General features: G+C 49.9%; 16 protein-coding genes and 4 pseudogenes. 6 read left to right on the top strand and 14 right to left on the bottom strand.

Annotated elements, in window-relative coordinates; all coding sequences use genetic code 11:
* Positions 1–132 precede the first annotated feature (132 nt).
* The 4 genes and pseudogenes from KWG61_RS16280 to KWG61_RS09270 all read right to left on the bottom strand — a co-directional run bounded on the left by KWG61_RS16280 (position 133) and on the right by KWG61_RS09270 (position 2,787).
* On the bottom strand, positions 133–261 hold the full coding sequence (locus tag KWG61_RS16280; protein WP_256460905.1) for a hypothetical protein: 129 nt from the start codon (positions 259–261) through the stop codon (positions 133–135).
* Positions 250–1,281: pseudogene (gene rlmN, locus KWG61_RS09280) on the bottom strand (23S rRNA (adenine(2503)-C(2))-methyltransferase RlmN); the annotation flags it as partial. The pseudogene rlmN and the gene KWG61_RS16280, both read right to left, overlap by 12 nt.
* Before the next feature lie 166 nt (positions 1,282–1,447).
* A complete protein-coding gene (locus tag KWG61_RS09275; RefSeq protein ID WP_230267712.1) occupies positions 1,448–1,813 on the bottom strand; it encodes a hypothetical protein in 366 nt (121 codons plus the stop codon).
* A 257-nt stretch (positions 1,814–2,070) separates the two neighbouring features.
* Positions 2,071–2,787 (bottom strand): hypothetical protein, encoded by a 717-nt coding sequence (locus tag KWG61_RS09270; RefSeq protein ID WP_230267713.1) that lies wholly within the window; start codon positions 2,785–2,787, stop codon positions 2,071–2,073.
* A 420-nt stretch (positions 2,788–3,207) separates the two neighbouring features.
* Here KWG61_RS09270 and KWG61_RS09265 point away from each other — a divergent pair, with 420 nt between their 5' ends.
* Both KWG61_RS09265 and KWG61_RS09260 read left to right on the top strand, forming a co-directional pair.
* Entirely contained in the window at positions 3,208–3,867 is a 660-nt protein-coding gene (locus tag KWG61_RS09265; RefSeq protein ID WP_242743532.1) for a transposase family protein, read from the top strand.
* A 15-nt stretch (positions 3,868–3,882) separates the two neighbouring features.
* Positions 3,883–4,635, top strand: a pseudogene (locus KWG61_RS09260) (transposase); the annotation flags it as partial.
* Between the two features lie 76 nt (positions 4,636–4,711).
* On the opposite strand, the pseudogene KWG61_RS09255 reads toward KWG61_RS09260, so the two are convergent.
* The 7 genes and pseudogenes from KWG61_RS09255 to KWG61_RS09230 form a co-directional block, all read right to left on the bottom strand.
* Positions 4,712–5,901, bottom strand: a pseudogene (locus tag KWG61_RS09255) (transcription antitermination factor NusB); the annotation flags it as partial.
* Between the two features lie 146 nt (positions 5,902–6,047).
* Positions 6,048–6,695, bottom strand: coding sequence for a helicase-related protein (locus KWG61_RS09250; RefSeq protein ID WP_242743530.1), 648 nt, complete (start codon positions 6,693–6,695; stop codon positions 6,048–6,050).
* Positions 6,647–7,381: a primosomal protein N' gene (gene priA, locus KWG61_RS09245; protein ID WP_305138092.1), complete on the bottom strand. Its 735-nt coding sequence runs from the start codon at positions 7,379–7,381 to the stop codon at positions 6,647–6,649. Before priA ends, KWG61_RS09250 begins: the two co-directional genes overlap by 49 nt.
* A gap of 88 nt (positions 7,382–7,469) precedes the next feature.
* Positions 7,470–7,574 (bottom strand): hypothetical protein, encoded by a 105-nt coding sequence (locus tag KWG61_RS17415; RefSeq protein WP_367614175.1) that lies wholly within the window; start codon positions 7,572–7,574, stop codon positions 7,470–7,472.
* 14 nt (positions 7,575–7,588) lie between these two features.
* Positions 7,589–8,191 (bottom strand): hypothetical protein, encoded by a 603-nt coding sequence (locus KWG61_RS09240; RefSeq protein ID WP_242743529.1) that lies wholly within the window; start codon positions 8,189–8,191, stop codon positions 7,589–7,591.
* A gap of 11 nt (positions 8,192–8,202) precedes the next feature.
* Entirely contained in the window at positions 8,203–9,072 is an 870-nt protein-coding gene (locus KWG61_RS09235) for a DUF4438 domain-containing protein (protein ID WP_230267948.1), read from the bottom strand.
* A gap of 191 nt (positions 9,073–9,263) precedes the next feature.
* On the bottom strand, positions 9,264–9,818 hold the full coding sequence (locus KWG61_RS09230) for a TrmH family RNA methyltransferase (RefSeq protein ID WP_242743528.1): 555 nt from the start codon (positions 9,816–9,818) through the stop codon (positions 9,264–9,266).
* 235 nt (positions 9,819–10,053) lie between these two features.
* On the opposite strand from KWG61_RS09230, the gene KWG61_RS09225 reads away from it, so the two are divergent.
* The 4 genes from KWG61_RS09225 to KWG61_RS09215 all read left to right on the top strand — a co-directional run bounded on the left by KWG61_RS09225 (position 10,054) and on the right by KWG61_RS09215 (position 12,373).
* Entirely contained in the window at positions 10,054–10,362 is a 309-nt protein-coding gene (locus tag KWG61_RS09225; protein WP_242743527.1) for a hypothetical protein, read from the top strand.
* Positions 10,347–10,775, top strand: coding sequence for a hypothetical protein (locus KWG61_RS16275; RefSeq protein WP_256460661.1), 429 nt, complete (start codon positions 10,347–10,349; stop codon positions 10,773–10,775). Before KWG61_RS09225 ends, KWG61_RS16275 begins: the two co-directional genes overlap by 16 nt.
* Positions 10,718–11,293, top strand: coding sequence for an AI-2E family transporter (locus KWG61_RS16270; protein WP_256460660.1), 576 nt, complete (start codon positions 10,718–10,720; stop codon positions 11,291–11,293). Before KWG61_RS16275 ends, KWG61_RS16270 begins: the two co-directional genes overlap by 58 nt.
* 354 nt (positions 11,294–11,647) lie before the next feature.
* Entirely contained in the window at positions 11,648–12,373 is a 726-nt protein-coding gene (locus KWG61_RS09215; RefSeq protein ID WP_367614358.1) for a putative manganese transporter, read from the top strand.
* 331 nt (positions 12,374–12,704) lie between these two features.
* Here the strand turns inward: KWG61_RS09215 and KWG61_RS09210 are convergent, their stop codons facing one another.
* The 3 genes and pseudogenes from KWG61_RS09210 to KWG61_RS09200 form a co-directional block, all read right to left on the bottom strand.
* The gene (locus KWG61_RS09210; protein WP_242743525.1) at positions 12,705–14,072 is read right to left on the bottom strand and encodes a CHAP domain-containing protein; all 1,368 of its coding nucleotides are present in this window, start codon (positions 14,070–14,072) and stop codon (positions 12,705–12,707) included.
* Between the two features lie 62 nt (positions 14,073–14,134).
* Positions 14,135–14,770 (bottom strand): hypothetical protein, encoded by a 636-nt coding sequence (locus tag KWG61_RS09205; RefSeq protein ID WP_242743524.1) that lies wholly within the window; start codon positions 14,768–14,770, stop codon positions 14,135–14,137.
* Positions 14,771–14,980: 210 nt separating this feature from the next.
* A pseudogene (locus tag KWG61_RS09200) lies at positions 14,981–15,882 on the bottom strand (deoxyribonuclease IV).
* Between the last annotated feature and the right edge of the window lie 362 nt (positions 15,883–16,244).

Raw genomic sequence — 16,244 nt, 5'->3', positions numbered from 1 at the left:
GCCCCTTCTGCCTGAAGCGCATCGCTATAGTCTGTGGCGGGATGCTCGACTCGCATAAATCCAAATACCAGCAGGCAAAAATCCGTCGTCTGGACCAGACCAGATCGGCGGATTTCCCTTTTAAATGTATTTTTAAGCCAGCGCGTCTTCGTCTTTTTCAGCAATCTCGTCGTAGACATTTTCCACCAGACCGCTGTCGGCTTCCTGCTGCTGTTTACGGCTCAGTTCCTGATTTTGCTTCGCAGCTTTTTCACGCTTCATTTCCTTAATGCGAAGCTGGCCGCATGCAGCATCGATATCCGAACCGTGTTCTTTACGAATCGTAACGGCAATGCCTTCCTTTTGAGAATATCGTAAAATTTCATCGCTTCTTCGCGGGTCGTCGTCTTAAAGCCGTGTTCGTCGACGGCATTATAAGGAATCAGATTGACATAGCAGCAGTACGGACGCAGAAGACGCGCCAGTTCTCTGGCCTGTTCTGGAGAATCATTCACGCCTTTAAGAAGAATGTATTCAAACGTCAGGCGGCGATTGTTCAGGGATGTGTAGTATTCGACCGCACTCATCAGCTGGTCAAGACCAAATGCGCGGTTGACCGGCATCAGCTTCGAGCGCAGAGTGTCGTCAGGTGCATGCAGCGAAATCGCGAGATTGTACTGGTAATGACCTTCGGCGAACTTGCGGATCTTATCGACAATGCCGGATGTCGAAATGGTGATGTGACGGCTGCCGATCGCCAGTCCCCGGTCATGGTTGACGGTCTTAATAAAGTTCATGACCCGGTCGTAGTTATCAAACGGTTCACCGGTCCCCATGACGACAATGTGCGAAAGGCGTTCGCCTTTTTATCGAGCTCTTTCTGGACGTGCATAACCTGGGCGGTCATTTCCGCACTCGTCAGATCGCGCTGCTTTTTCGTCAGACCCGACGCGCAGAAGGCACATCCCATATTGCAGCCGACCTGGCTGGAGACGCAGATCGAATTGCCGTAATCAAAAACCATCATGACACTTTCGAGCAGAGCGCCGTCTTCGGTTTTAAACAGGAATTTGGTCGTTCCGTCTTTGGATTCCTGCTTTCGAACGAGCGTCAGCGGATTAAAGTAAAAATCTTTTTCAGCTCTTCGCGCGTTTCCTTGGACAGGTTGCTCATCGCATCAAAATCCGTAACGCGCTCTTTGTAAAGCCATGCAAAAATCTGCTGGGTACGAAACTTTTTCCAGCCCTTGGACAGACACCAGTCTTCCATCTGCGCATAGCTCATATCGTAAATACTTTTCATTTTCTGCCTCCGCTCTGAACTGTCATCCAGCAGCCACGATCGCCTTCACCAAATTTGTGCCGGGATCTGGCTGCGTATTTTTATTTTCTACAGGTTCTTCTGTATTTTAAAACAGATTTTTGAACTTGCCGGTTTTGGGCCTTTGTATACCTGCTCAACGTTGGGGCTATTTCGAGAGGATCTGGTTTAGTTTGAGGCAAAACACCTTTTGTTTACACCGGTCTCTTCTCTTCGCTTTGGCTGAGCGGTAAAGCGCAAAGAAAAACCAGAATGTTCTGGTTACAGACGATTCTGGTTTTCTGCATTCTGGCAGATCTCTGGAATTGAGAACGACATCCCACTTGCGCTTGCTCCACTTCTTTTCATCGCCTTTTCCCATCTCTTCAAACAAAATGGGCGTTCTGGATTTTCCATAGTGAATCCGGCATTTGGGTGCCGCGCCTGCTGGCAAAATCGCATTTTCAAACAGGGAAAGCTGCTCGATGCGAGATTCTGGATGACCATACGGAACCCTTCCGGTCTCTGGATCCATCTGCCAGAAATTCCAGGCAATTTTCGTCGCTGCATCCCGGATCGCCTTCTTTTCTTCGCCGGTTTCGATGCATCGTCTTCTTTAGTATACGGGACTATTTCAGGAACATTTTACAGCCTCGGACGGCCAGGCCTTTTCAAAAATTCAGGAAGGTCAGTCCAACCGCATGGACTGACCTTCCCGGCTTTTATTTTTGCCAGTTTTTCTGTTCTGGCTGTTTCGTATTCAAAAGGTGTATTGTCCCTTGCCTGCAGCAACTACTGGTCGTACTGTACGGGAAAGCCCAGCGCCTGAAGCACCTTGAGCATGGGCTGCAGCTGATCGGAAACGGTATTGGAGCAGTGAAGCGTGAGCTCCTGTTTTTCATCGAGCACTTCGATGAAATTGGCTTCCGCGCGGTTGTTATGAATTACGCGCACGGTATTTCCGTTGTCCGTCCATTCGTTTTGAACGTCCATGTTTCTGGTCCGATCGAGTGTCGTATTGCTTTCAAACGTCTGTCTGGGCGAAGTCGATGGCGTAAAGAACGTCAGCCAGATCGCGCCTGGATCGTTCATTCCGTTAAAAGTCAGAATGCATTCCCGATTGCCGGTGTCCGCCATCTGCCACCTGGAGACGATATTGGTGAAGCCGTTATCGCTGAGTGCCTGATACAGCTTGCCTTCGATTTCAGACTGAAAAGCGGTCGGTTCGCTGGAAGCCGCCTCCGGCGCTGGAGTCTGATTCTCTTCATGAGACGGCGTACTGGTATTTTCGGATCCGCTGGATTTTGAGGAATCCTCATTTTCCGAGTCATGACTGGCGCCCTGACTTGTCTCATGCATGGAAGACGCGCTGGAAGCGGTACGGCTTTCGGCGCTGGAGGAAATCGAAGTCGATGGGTTCGAACGGCTTGAAGCGCTGTCCTCTTTTGGTGCGCTGCATCCGGCAAGCAAAAGCGCACAGGCAAGAATGGTCATCGTTTGTCGTTTCATTTCGTGCTTCCTTTCCCTGTATTCTGGCGGATCGTCCAAAGACGATCCGATTTTTTATACAGATCCAGTCAGCGCATTTCGCTTTGAAGAACACTTACTCTTCGCGCAAAGGCGACTGTCGGATCTTTGCTTTTGATCTTTGCTTCTGATCTTTGCTTTTATTGTAGAAAGAGAAGGAAAGGATGTCGTCTAATATGTCAGCAAGATTCATTTTTCTATCTAATGCAGATAATTCCATCCACAACCGGCAGCAGCGCCCGCAGGAAAAATTAATCGAGAAAGCCGTATTTTGCAAAAGAAATTTTGGCTCTATGAAAATATTTGTGGGATCCTCCGAGCCAATGTCTTCATATAGAAAATAAAAGGATCTTCCGTAAGCTGGAAGAGTCGATCAAGACTACCAGATACAGGAGATCCCGTATGTACTCTACTAACTCTTCAGCTGCTTTTCAAGTTTCCAATGAATCGAATAACGGTCTGCTTTTCATTCCCTCATCGCTGCCGGGCTTTACCCAGTCAGGTGTTTATCCCCGGATCGATGCTTCCGGAAACCATTCCATCTATCAGTGTGACGGAGTACTCTGTGAAGTCACTGATGAAGAACGAATCTGCCCCGTTTGCGGTCAGAAGATGCACATCAAATCATCTCGTTCAATCACACTGCGCCACCTTCCCTTTGGCTTTACTTATATCCATGTCACCGTGAAGGTTCAGCGCCTCTTCTGCGAGAACGGCCATCATACACAAATGCGATCTATTCCATTCAGAGCACAGAAGCATACGATTACTACAGCTCTCGAATCGTACATTGAAGATCTGCTGGCAAGCGGCTGCTATACCCTGAAGGAAATCGCTGAGCGGACTGGTGTCGGAGCTCATCTCGTTGGCGAGATTGATAAAGCCAGGCTGAGCAGGCTTTATACGGATCAGACGGAACTCGGACCAGTGCTGAAGAAACCCGATACCTGCAGTCGATATCTGGCTATCGATGAATTCAAGCTTCATAACGGCCATAAATACGCCACCCATATCATCGATCTGGAAACCGGCCATGTTCTTTGGATTGCCAGAGGCAAGTAAAAACAGGTCGTATACGATTTTATTGATCATGCGGGTATTGAATGGATGAGTCATGTTCAAGCTGTTGCCTGTGACATGAACTCTGATTTTCAGGAAGCATTTCAAGATCGATGCCCATGGATTTCTATCGTATTTGACTATTTTCATATCGTTAAGAATTTTAACGATAAAGTGGTCTCTGAAGTCCGGAAGGATGCTCAGAGAGAGCTGATCGCAAGCGGTGAAATCGTGCAGGCCAGGCTTCTCAAAGGGTCGAAGCATATTCTGATGTCTTCTAAGGCAACGCTGGCTTCCAAAGATGCAAAAGGGAAGGCTGGAGCCATGATGGGTGGCGAGAACACCTTGTTTGGGTTAAAGCCAGTTCTTGCCAAAACAGGTTTTGTCAAACGTTACAATGAACTGCTCAAAGTGAACTCTCTCTTCATGACCTGCGATCTGGTAAAAGACCAGCTGGAAAGAGGCTTCAAATGCTCAGATCCAGAGGAGGTGGTGCAGCTGCTGAATTCACTGATTGACACGTGCAAAGGAACGAAAAACAAGCACTTTAAATGGTTTGCGCGACTAATCGAGAACCATTACGAAGGGATCCTTTCACATACCATTTTTGGGATATCTTCAGGAAAGATTGAAGGCATGAATAACAAGATCAAGACCGTAAGACGACAAGCTTATGGTTTCAAGGATGATGGGTATTTCTTTCTTAAGATCATCGATGCTTCAAGAAACCCATCAATCAGGAATCCCAAATCCCACAAAATTTTTCATTGAACCGAAATTTTAAAGTGTTTCCCCGCTGGAAAAGAAAGCCTGTCGCAGTTCAGGACAGGCTTAATAGATTCGATTTTCAGGCTCTGGCAATGGTCTCTTCTGCGGCTGCAGAGGTTTCTGTCTTTGGTTGCGGGCTTTCTGGACTGGCATTTTCCTCTGCTTTTCGGGAGGCGGCCGGTTTTACTTTCTGAAGTTTTGCCAGGAAGAAGCCGCCGTGGCGGTCATCTGGCTCAATCGTTTTCTGATCGAGCAGGACAAACTCGTCGTGGGCACTCAGAAAGGATTCAACCTGCTTTTCGTTTTCCTTCTTGTTGAGCGTACATGTGGAATAAATGAGAATGCCGCCGTTTTTAAGCTGTCGGGAGCCGCTTTCGAGCAGTTCGTACTGCAAAGGCGGAAGGGCGTCAAGATCGTTCGAAGAGAGACGAAGCTTCATGTCCGGCTTGCGGCTGAGAACGCCAAGACCGCTGCAGGGCACATCGCAAAGAACAATATCGTAAACGGGATCGTCTTCGAGCTTTGTACTGTCCGCCGCTCTGGCGCTCACGCTTTTAAGGAGAGCCGTTTTGCATCCTTTTCGATCAGTTTGGCACGATGTTCGTGCAGATCAATGGACGTAATCTCCGCCAGATCTTTAGCCATTTCGGCCATTGCCATGCTTTTGGTGCCCGGTGCGGCGCAAAGATCGAGAATTTTCATCCCCGCTTTGGGATCGGCCCAGCGGGCGATTTCGCAGCTTCCGGGATCCTGAACGGAAATTTTTCCCTGCCGGTAAAGCGGATCGGTCGCAATCTGGCTGCCCGTATAGCGGTACAGTCCGTTTTCATACGGTTCCAGACGGCCGGTCGCTTCGGCCTGTTCGGGCGTGATCTTCATCGGATTAAGACGAACGACAATCGGCAATGCAGCCAGCGAGGCCTGCGCAAAGCGGAAGGCGCTCTGCGCGCCGTACTGCGCAATCCACATCTGAATCAGCCAGGAAGGCAGCGATGTTTTCAGCGCCAGCATTTCCACCGGATTTTCCGGATATTCCATCGGTGTGGAAATGACCTTACGCAAAATCGCGTTCACGAGTCCGCGTTCTGCGGGCAGACGTCTGGCCGCAATTTTATTGGCTTCATTGACGACGGCGAAATCCGGAATTCGATCCAGAAAGAGAATCTGATACACAGACATGCTGAGCAAAATAGACGTCTTCGGTTTGACTTTCCCTTTGGCAAACCGTTTCCAGGCCGCCTGACAGAGGGCATAGTTCTGCAGGGTGCCGTAAAAATATTGGACGCCAGCGCCCGGTCCTTTTCGTCCACTTCCTGCAGATGTTCCTTTAAATAAAGATTAGAGTACGTCTCCTTGCGAATGACTTCGCATAAGGCGTTCCAGACCCATTCACGTACGTTCATAACATTTCCTTACTACTCTTCCAGGCTCATGGGATGCACGTTGATTTCCATTTTGCATCCATTGGCGTTTGAAGAGAACCACTCATCGCACAGCCACAGCGTCTTGATGAGCATCTGATCGTTCCGGCTGCGCAAAATCAGGCGAAAGCGGCTTTCCTTGTTTCGCATGCTGATTTCAGCCGGTCCTAAAACGGAAATTCCAAACGATTCAAACGAAGCGCGGATTTCCATCGCCTTATTGTAAGCCCGCAGTGAATCTGCATGGCGTAAAACGACTGTCGCCATGAAGGTGTAGGGCGGATTGGCCTGCTTACGGCGCAGCTCCATCTCCTGCTTAAAGAAATTCAGATAGTCGTGATGCAGCACGCTCTGCAGGACAAAATGATCGGGTGTGGCCGTCTGTATGAGCACTTCGCCTTTCTGCTTTCCGCGCCCGGCGCGTCCGGAGGCCTGTTCGGCCAGCTGGTACGCTTTTTCCGTAGCCAGATAGTCCGGCCGGGAAAGCAGCGTATCAATTGAAAGAATTCCGCAGAGGGTAATGTCGTGAAAGTCGAGTCCCTTGGCAATCATCTGCGTACCCAGAAGAATATTGCCTTCGTTTTCAAATTCGTTCAGTCTGAGCTGATGTTCCCCTTTTCGCGAAGTCGTATCGTGATCCATGCGTACGATTCTGGCTTCCGGGAAAGGTTCTGCGCGTCTTCTTCCAGACGTTCGGTTCCCTGTCCGGTCGTCTGCAGCTTTTGAGAATGGCAGTCCGGACACTGATGAATGTGCGGATAGCGTCTTCCGCAGACGTGACAGACGAGCGCATCTTCCTGCTTATGGTAGGAAAGCGGAACGTTACAGTCTTCGCAGCGCAAATACTCGCCGCACGAAAGACACCGTATAGTGGGCAGATACCCGCGCCGGTTTAAGAGAATCATCGATTTTTCGCCGCGATCGAGACGCTTTCGAATGGCCTGAATGAGCGGTCTGGAAAAATTGGAAAACACCGGCTGATAGCGCAGATCCACCAGGCGAATCTGGTTGTTCACATTTAAAGCACGACCGGGCAGCGTGACGAGATGATACACGTTTTTCAAAGCCCGCGCATACGTATCCAGACTCGGGGTTGCCGAACCTAAAACGAGCGGACAGTCAAAGGCCTTCGCCCGCAATATAGCCGCGTCTCTGGCGTGATAGCGGGGACTGGTTTCCTGCTTATAGGAAGAATCGTGTTCTTCATCCATGACGATCAGCCCCAGATTGGTAAACGGCAGAAACACGGATTTGCGCGTACCAATCACAATGCAGGGACCGGCTTTGGCGACCGCGTTCCAGACCGACAGCGTCTGAGAAGCGGTCAGCCGGGAATGATACGAAAAATATCGCAGTCAAAGCGGGACAGAAAGCGATCTTCCATCATCGGGGTCAAAACGATTTCCGGAACCATGATCAAAACCTGACGGCCTTCGTCCAGCGTCTTTTAGCGAGATGGTAATACACTTCCGTCTTGCCCGATCCGGTGGCGCCAAAAAGCAGATGGATTGCATGATGCAAATTGGAAAGCGCGTTTACCGCTTCCTGCTGTCCAGGATTGAGCTGCGGCCATTCGATCTGCTCTTTTTGGGCAGAGCCCCATAGCTGACGGTCTTTTTCTGCCGGTGGAGCAGCTTTTTATTGACCAGCGTCTGAATCATGTAGTCGGAAATCCGCTTGCGCGCTTTGACCTGTTCAATTTCATCGGGCAGTCTGGACCAGGCTTCATTTTGAGCAGGGCTTAACGCTTCGAGGGCGGACTCGTCGACTTTTTCCTTGACCAGCCAGGTGGTCATGGCTTCATTTGGTCTCTGAGACTTCGAGGAAAGAGCGGCTGGGAGCATGCAGTTGACCATGCTCATCGGCGAGCTGATCGTCGAATACGCCATTTCTCTGGCTAACGTCAGCTGTTCCGCGCTTAATACGGGATGGGCATCCACCACTTCAAGGACCTGCTTAATCTGATACTTCGCATCTTCCGGTTTCTCGCACAGCGCAACGACCATGCCGGTCAGTTTCTGTTTTCCAAAAGGGACGACAACGCGGTATCCCGGTTCCACTTCAAATGGACAGGCGTACGTAAACGGCGTGCTCAGCGCCCGGTTTTCGTGTTCAACGTTTACTTGAACATACGTCATTCCTGTTTTCTCTATCTCTCGCTTTGCAGGGCAGCGAAGTATTTTCCAATATTGGCTTCCGGATCGTAAACGGGTTCAATGCTGCCGTTTTCGCTGGTCGCTACCACCGTCAGTCCAGGTCCATGGCCGGAAGTGAAGGAATCGGAATGGACAACGACGCCGATCGTTACCGCATTGTTTTTATAATGAGCGCCGTATGTGGAATCGTGATCGAGCACCGCAACAAAGTCGCCGAATTTCAGATCATTGATGCCAAACTTTTCGTTGGCTTCCTTATCCTGCGTCATGATGTCATAGTCACCGTTCATTAAAGACGAAGACCCCAGACCGCTGCCCATCAGATAGGCTGGCAGTACGGCGGTTACCGGGAAGATCAGCTTGCCTTCTTCGTTTACGTGCAGATCCATTTCATCGAGAAGCATCGGGTCGATATTCATCCAGAACACATCCGGTGTTTCTTCGGCTTTCAGTCCCTGTCCATACGTACGGATTAAAAACTTTTCCGTTCCGTCCATACGGCACAGATCATCGGCTGGAAACCATGCCATCGTATGTTCCACGCCGCCATGCGTTCCGGTGACGATGCCTTTGGAGCCTTTCGCCGGTCCGCTCAGGCAGAGGACTTCGTTGCCGATGCAGCTGAACGTTTCGACCGCCATATTTTTATTCGGATCGGGATTGGCCATCGACACGCCGGGTTCTACATGATCGCCGGCGATGTTCATGCAGGAATCGCCGATCGCATGGGAATACGTAATGCCGCCGGTTCCCAGCGTAATTCTTGCCCGTCCGTCAAAGCCTCCGCGATACGACTTGATGGTCGGATGATCTACTTCCGCATTTACCGCCATGCAGACGAGCTGCTCACGATTCAATTTCATACTCATTCTCCTTTTGGCTCTCGCCAGATCCATCCGGCTTTGCGGATGTCCTTTTCCTGTGTTCGATGCAGTCTATCCATTGTTTTATCTATTGCAGTGCTGTATCTATTGCCGTATACAACGGCTGCTTTCCATGAATTTCATTCGATCGTACGTATGCCGACGTATGTATGCCGATCCATTTATGGGATTTACGCCTGATCCGGGTGCGCAAACGTCCACGCAAACGCGAAGACGGATGCAGCGCTTGCGGTATCGAGGGCGTTATGAAAATGCCGGCCGTATGGAATAAACAGATGATGCGAACTGGCTTTCAGAATTTCCGAAGACAGGCCGCGCATGGCCCCGCCAATCGCAAGCAGGCAGTTTTCCGGCAGGATCGTATCCGCCAGAGAGGAAGCCGAATCATCGCGCGCTGCGCAATAGATCGGACGATCCGCCATTAAGGCGCACTCAATCAGCGTCGTGTCGTTTTCGATGGTCGCAATTTCGAGCCGTTCCCAGGCGCCCGCCGAAGAGCGCATCAGTGTGGAAAGCGCGCTTGACCAGTCGCGTTCGTGCAAAATCAGAAGCCGCGCACCCGCCGCATAGAGGGTACGGCATATGCTTCCCATGTTATACGGATCTTCGACGCCGCTGATGTAGACGCAGAGCCCTTTTTCTAAATGTTCCGGCTTAAGAGCAGGCAGCGATCGTGTTTCACAAAACAGAATGACGCCGCCATTGCCGGACGCTTTTGCGTTCATAGTTTCAGAATTCTGAAACTCGACGGGAATCCTTTTCTTTTACATAAGGCAATTAAATAGGCGATGTCCCGGGAGCGTTTTTCGGGTTGACCCAAAGCATTCTGGCGGTTCGTTTTTCTTCTTCCAGTACCGCTTTGACTGAAATGGTTCCATATACAAAGTTGTCCATAACGATATTGTGAGTCTGCGAGGATTCATTACGCAAGTGATATTATAGAGTGCGAAAGAGGTGACCATGAAACTCGATTTAAAAAACAAGATCACGCAGCGAATCTTTATTTACAGCGTTTCGCTCATTATCGCCATTTTTGCGTATCTGCTTTTCACCCGGATTAACGATATTCTTCATTTCCTGTCGAGCATCGTCAGTCTGCTTGCCCCGTTTCTGATCGGCTTTGGCCTGGCCTTTATTCTGGAAGGACCGGTCCTCTGGTTTGAAAACCGGCTCTCCAATTTCATGAAACGTAAAAAGCGCGTGCCCTTTCGGTCGTTCTTGTCGTTATTCTCTTTATTCTGTTTTTCGTCTTCGTGCTCTGGGTCATGATCCCTTCCCTCATTGACTCCATACAGATTTTCATACGAAATTTTTCGACGTATTCGCAGCAGTTTGAAAACACGCTCGAAACTTTTGCCGAAAAATACAGTCTCGACATTTCTTCGATTCTGAACTTTCTGAAAAACCTGGACATCAGCGCTACGCTGCGCACCGTTCTGTCTTCATCCATGACCAAGATGATGTCCTATTCCTACAACGTCATTCACTGGGCGGCCAATCTCGTAATCGCGCTGGCTGCAGCGGTTTACATGATTCTCGACAAGAAGAATCTGCTGCTGACGTGCAGACTGCTCATCTATACGATTTTTGGCAAGCGTCAGGAAACTTCATCCACCTGTACTCCATGGACGCCAAAAACGTATTCCAGCAGTACATTGTCGGCAACCTTCTCGATTCTCTGATTGTCGGTCTCTGCGCCTGGTTTGGCTCTCTGGTACTCGGCCTTCCCTACGCCCCGATGATCGGCCTCATTATCGGCATTACCAATATTATTCCCGTCTTCGGTCCGTTCCTTGGCGCGATTCCGGTCATCCTGCTTCTGTTCATGATTCGACCGGGCTATGCCCTGATCTTCGCGATCTTTATTCTCGTTTTGCAGCAGGTCGACGGAAACGTCCTCAAGCCGGTTATTCTCGGCGACAAGCTGGGCATTTCCGGATTCTGGATTCTGTTTTCGGTATCGATCGGCGGCGCGCTGTTCGGTCCGATCGGCATGCTGCTGGGTGTTCCAATTTTCGCCCTCGTTTATGAAGCGTTTAATGACTTTGCGCTCTTCCGCTTAAGCGGCCATCATCTTCGCGTCCCCTCCTCTGCCGTCATTGTTGAAGAAGAAGATTTTCCTGCATCGGAAAGTCATTCCTCAAAAGGGAATGATGCACTTCGGCTCGACTCTGCAGCAGAGGATGACAAAATTCAGTAGTCTTTTCACCTGAATATTCAAAAGCCATGCCGGGCTTATTTTGTGCATGAATCGAAAGGATCAGACATCTTGTTTCTGCTTTCTCGTCCTGTTTCTTTCATGTTCCTGATTCGCCGCTTTTTCGGATCCAGAAAAGAAAGCGAAAACAGAATGTTCATTACGCGCATCCTGTATTTTTCGGGTTGCCCAAAAGAGAAGGCTTCCTCACTTCGTGTTATAAACAAGGTATGGAATTTTTATTGATATTCTTACGGACGCCTGGAAAGACACCTGGCTGATGATTCCGATTTTGTACGTCGTCTATCTGTTTATCGATTCTCTCGATCGAAAAACCGATCAGTCCGACAGCTTTTTCTGGAAGCTTCAGAAATACGGACCGCTGTTTGGTGCCCTTTAGGCCTGATCCCGCAGTGCGGCTTTTCCATTCTGGCCGCCATGCTCTACGTATCCAATAACATAACGCTCGGCACAACGATTGCTGTTTTTCTGGCCACGAGCGATGAAGCGGTCCCGATTCTGATTTCTCAGCCGGACATGATTCCCTCTCTTGGCGTTCTGCTCGTTCTGAAGTTCATTGCAGCAGCCGTCATCGGTACGCTGATCGATAAAGTACTGTACCGTCATCAGCACATCGTCCGCTTTGAAGATCTCGAAGAGGAAGAAGAAGTCGAAGAAACGGACGAGAAGGAAGCGGAAAATCTGGAAGAAGACAGCCAGAGCGCCTGTTCGTGCTGCTATACGCAATACCCTGTATGGCTTTCCGCCCTGCTTCGTACCATCAAGATTTATCTGTTCGTCTTCGTGGTGACTCTCGCCATGAACGCGATTACCGGATGGATCGGCGAAGATCAGCTAGCGGCCTTCCTGCAGACCCAGACATTATGGCAGCCGGCTGCTGCAGCCCTCTTTGGATTTATTCCAAACTGTGCCGCTACCGTTGTTCTCTGCTCGCTCTACAGCTCGCATGCCCTGACCTTTGGTTCTCTGTTTGCGGGTCTGATGACCAATGCCGGCCTTGGACTTGTTGCGCTGTTCCAGTACTCTACGAATAAAAAGCGATCTGGAAAACCGCGCTGCTGATGTACGTTCCCGCTGTACTGCTCGGCTATCTGCTTCAGCTTGTCCCCGCTCTGTTTTAGTCTCTGCCAGAATTCCGATCGATCACCATCGGTTGAAAGACCTCGTCAGACGCTTTATAAAGCACTCAGAAAATTTGTAAAAACACAAAAGTTCTCTCGAATATCCACATCCGGCCTGACCCGGGGCAGTCGAGAGAACTTTTTCTTTGCGCGGATTTTCAGAATTTCGCCGCCCAAAACGCAAAAACGATTCCATTCCAGACATAAGTATCTGTTTCAGAATGGAATCGTTTGATGGCAGGAGATTGCATCGTCAGCCAGAGCGGCTGTTTTTATTCATCGAGCGTGTGACGAAGATGATTCATTTTCACGCCCGCGTTGAAAATCTTATCTTCAACTTTGGACTGCGCAAGTTCGCTGAGCGATTTTACGCGAATGCTCATCTTCTTCGCATTGGCATCCTTTTCATCTTTCGCAAAGTAGCCGACAAAATGGACACCTTCTTTAGGCACCGCATACGTTACGTTTCCATAAAGCATGCGAATTTCCCGAGAGTTCAGCTTGATGGTGCGGTAGTCGCTGATCGCTTCGGCCCAGATTTCATTGGAGCGGCCATCCAGGTTTCCTTCCTGAATGAGCAGCGTGTCTGTGGCTTCATCGTAGTCGAGAACGATGCCGACGTGGTTATGCGCGGCGTCCGAAGAGAATACGGCGCCGGCTGCCGGTTTTTCGGAAAGTTCAAACTTATCACCGTGAGCGCTGAGCAGCTGCTTTACACATTCATAGCCGTTTCCGGAAAAGCGCGGCGAGAAGCCGTACAGTTCATAGAAACGTCCCCACGCAAACCAGGTGCACTGGCCCCAGAGGGTCGGGCTGTTGTAAGGCGATACCGATTTTCTCCAGGCTGCTCCGTTGGAATAATCCGGAAGCAGATTGTATTCGCCAAGGCGAAGGGTTTTCAGCCGTTTATTCTGACCGTGGGAAATCTGTCGGACATGAATCGATGTCGTCATCGCGTGCTGGCCGCCCGGGTTTGCTCCCGGATTGCTCAGAACCGGCGAGGCCGGACCGACAACGGTATCGGTTTCGGTCATGGAACCAATCGAGTCCGACGGCTTATTTGCGGATCCGTCTGGACGCTCGGGCATATTCGGAATGGGATCGTCCGGCTTTTCCCCGGAGGGGTCATTCGTGCCGGGATCCTTGGAGTCTGGAGGGGTCGGCATGGTCGGATCCTTGGAAGAGGCGGATGAATCTGACGAGTCCGAAGAATCGGACGAATCAGAGGAATCCGACGAGTCCGAAGAATCGGACGAATCAGAGGAATCCGAAGATTCATCGGAAGAGGAATCCTCATCGGAAGAATCCGATTTGGAATCTTCATCCCAGGAAGATGCGGAAGAACTGTTCTTATCGTCATCTTTGGATTCGTCTTTATCGGATTCGTCCGGATCGGAATCGTCTTTCGAATTATCCGATGACGTTTTATCCGAAGAGTTCGTATCGTTTTTCCCGCCGGTCACTTCGTGCATGGGCAGTGAAGACACTTTGCTCGTTTCATCCTTTTCCTCTCTGAACTCTTTGAGGGACTGGGACAGTTCCGAGAACGTGCGCGGTTTCGTTTTGTTTTCTTCTTCTTTTAACCAGGAAGTCAGAGAAGGCTTCTGGTCAGCTGGATCGGAAGGCGAATTTGCATTCATCGAATTTTCTTTCGATTTTGTTCTGGCAGTCGCTGCTTCTTCTTTATGATCGGAAGAAGCGTTCATCGAATGTTCCGTTTTCGAAGCCGACGCATCCGACTTTTCGGATGTCGACTGTTCTTTTTGAAGCGGTTTCGTTTCTGGAAGACGTCGAATCGGCCGAATCCGCTTTTTACGGTTTCGCTGCTGTCCATATTCTGAACATCCGATGCGTTTGCGTCTTTCTGACTTTCCGCTTTGGATGGTGTGCTTTCTTTCGATGCGACCGAAGACGCACAGGCCTTCGAGGATGTTTCTTCAGCCGGCGCCGGTTCAGGCGTGGCTGCCGGTTCGACATACGTCTGGGCAGCGGTCGGCTCTTCCTGTGTAGAAACTTCGAGAACAGGAAAATCCGGATTGCTCTGGCGGATGAGGGCAATCGAATTGAGGATCTGTTCTTTATCTTCATCACTGAGCGAGTTGAATTCACTCTGAATGCCGTTTAGATAATCATTGGCAATCCGTGCAGCATCTGCACCGGATAATTCCTGCAGACGAGAACGGCTCAGATTCTCGAGGCCCTGAACGGATGCCTTAAGCTCGGCGGCAGTTGGCTGTGCAATCGAGGCATGTACGAGAAGAGAGCGTCCGGGTACGGCGGCAGAAACCATGGCGGCGGACAGAAATACGGTTGCGGCTTTGACAAGGTTCTTTTTCAATTCAATTTCCTTTCCCCGTGTAAACGTATGCGCTTCCTTCAAAATGGAAATTCTTCCTGAACGGAAACGCTTTCGTTAAAACAACTTAGAAAATTATACCATCGGCATAGGGTCGGGGCAATGCGTCAGGCGACATTGTATTTTTCAAATGAAATCGTTAATAAATATTTTTAATTCTATTGTAAACTTTCTGCCGCTCCGGAATTTGTATCAATCGTTATTTTTGCAAGCGCTGTCACCGGCCGTTTCGTCAGCGGATACACTCGCGGGATGCCAGGCGCGCAGCAGAGCAATCTCATCCGCATAGGGCGGTTTATCGTCGATATAAGGGGTTTCCAAAATCTTGATGATGGAAGAGAGTCTTGGATTGTGTACGATGGCGCCCAGACTGTCCAGTCCGATCGTGCCTTTTCCGATGTTTTCATGGCGGTCCTTGCGGGCGCCTTTCGGGTTTTGGAGTCGTTGACGTGCAGTACGGCAAGCCGTTCGAGACCGACCTGTTCATCAAACTGATCGAGCAGGGTGTCAAAATCGCTGACATCGTAGCCGGCATCGTTGAGATGACACGTATCCAGGCAGACTTTCAGACGGGAAGAATCTTTTACGCCATCGAGAATGGCGCGAATTTCTTCAAAGGTACAGCCAATCTCGCTGCCTTTTCCGGCCATGCTTTCCAGAGCGATTTCTACACTGGTCGAATCGGATTCGAAGACTTCATCGAGTCCTTCGCAAACCCAGCGGATACCCTCTTCTGCACCCTGCTTGAGATGACTTCCTGGATGCAGGACGAGATAACGGGCACCGATGGCGGCAGTGCGGCGCAGTTCTTCTTTCAGAAACTCCCGGCCAAAATACGCCGTTTCAGGTTTTAGCATATTGGCCAGATTAATAATGTAGGGCGCGTGGACGATAACCTGTTCTGTTTTCCATCCGGCGTCTTCCAGTACCGCTCTTCCCTGTTCAATTTTCAGCTCTTTTACCGGCTTGCGCTTTGAATTTTGCGGTGCGCCGGTATAAATCATGCAGGCGTCCGCGCCGTAGCTGAGCGCTTCTTTAATGGAGCCTTCAAAATATCCGGGCGCTTTCATGCCGACATGGCAGCCCAGATACATTACGTTTTCCTGATAGGATTTGGCATTCATATCCATTTCTCCTTTATCGTTCTCTATTAGAATGTACGTATTTCTATGGATGACAGAGGCGTGTGTTCGAGCGTCTGGCCGCTCCGCCCTGTATTTGCATCTGATCAAGAGTATACGAAATTCGATTTCTTTTGAGCGATCTGCCTTCCTGTATCCAGTAAAAACGCAGCAGGCTTTCTTATCAAAAGGCTTGCTGCGTGGATGAAATACAGAGGTTTAGCCAAGCGGTATGAAAAATCCGAACCGAATTTCCAGTTAGCCCTGTCTTGCGTTTTTGGCGCGCTGCCTGGCTTTGGCACGCTCGCGTTTCTGCTCGCGGATTTCGTTCTGAA

Origin of the sequence: Allobaculum sp. Allo2, from assembly GCF_022701175.1 — a bacterium.
In the GTDB taxonomy this organism is placed as follows: Bacteria; Bacillota_I; Bacilli_A; order Erysipelotrichales; family Erysipelotrichaceae; genus Allobaculum; species Allobaculum fili.
This window is presented reverse-complemented; position numbering and strand designations above follow the sequence as displayed.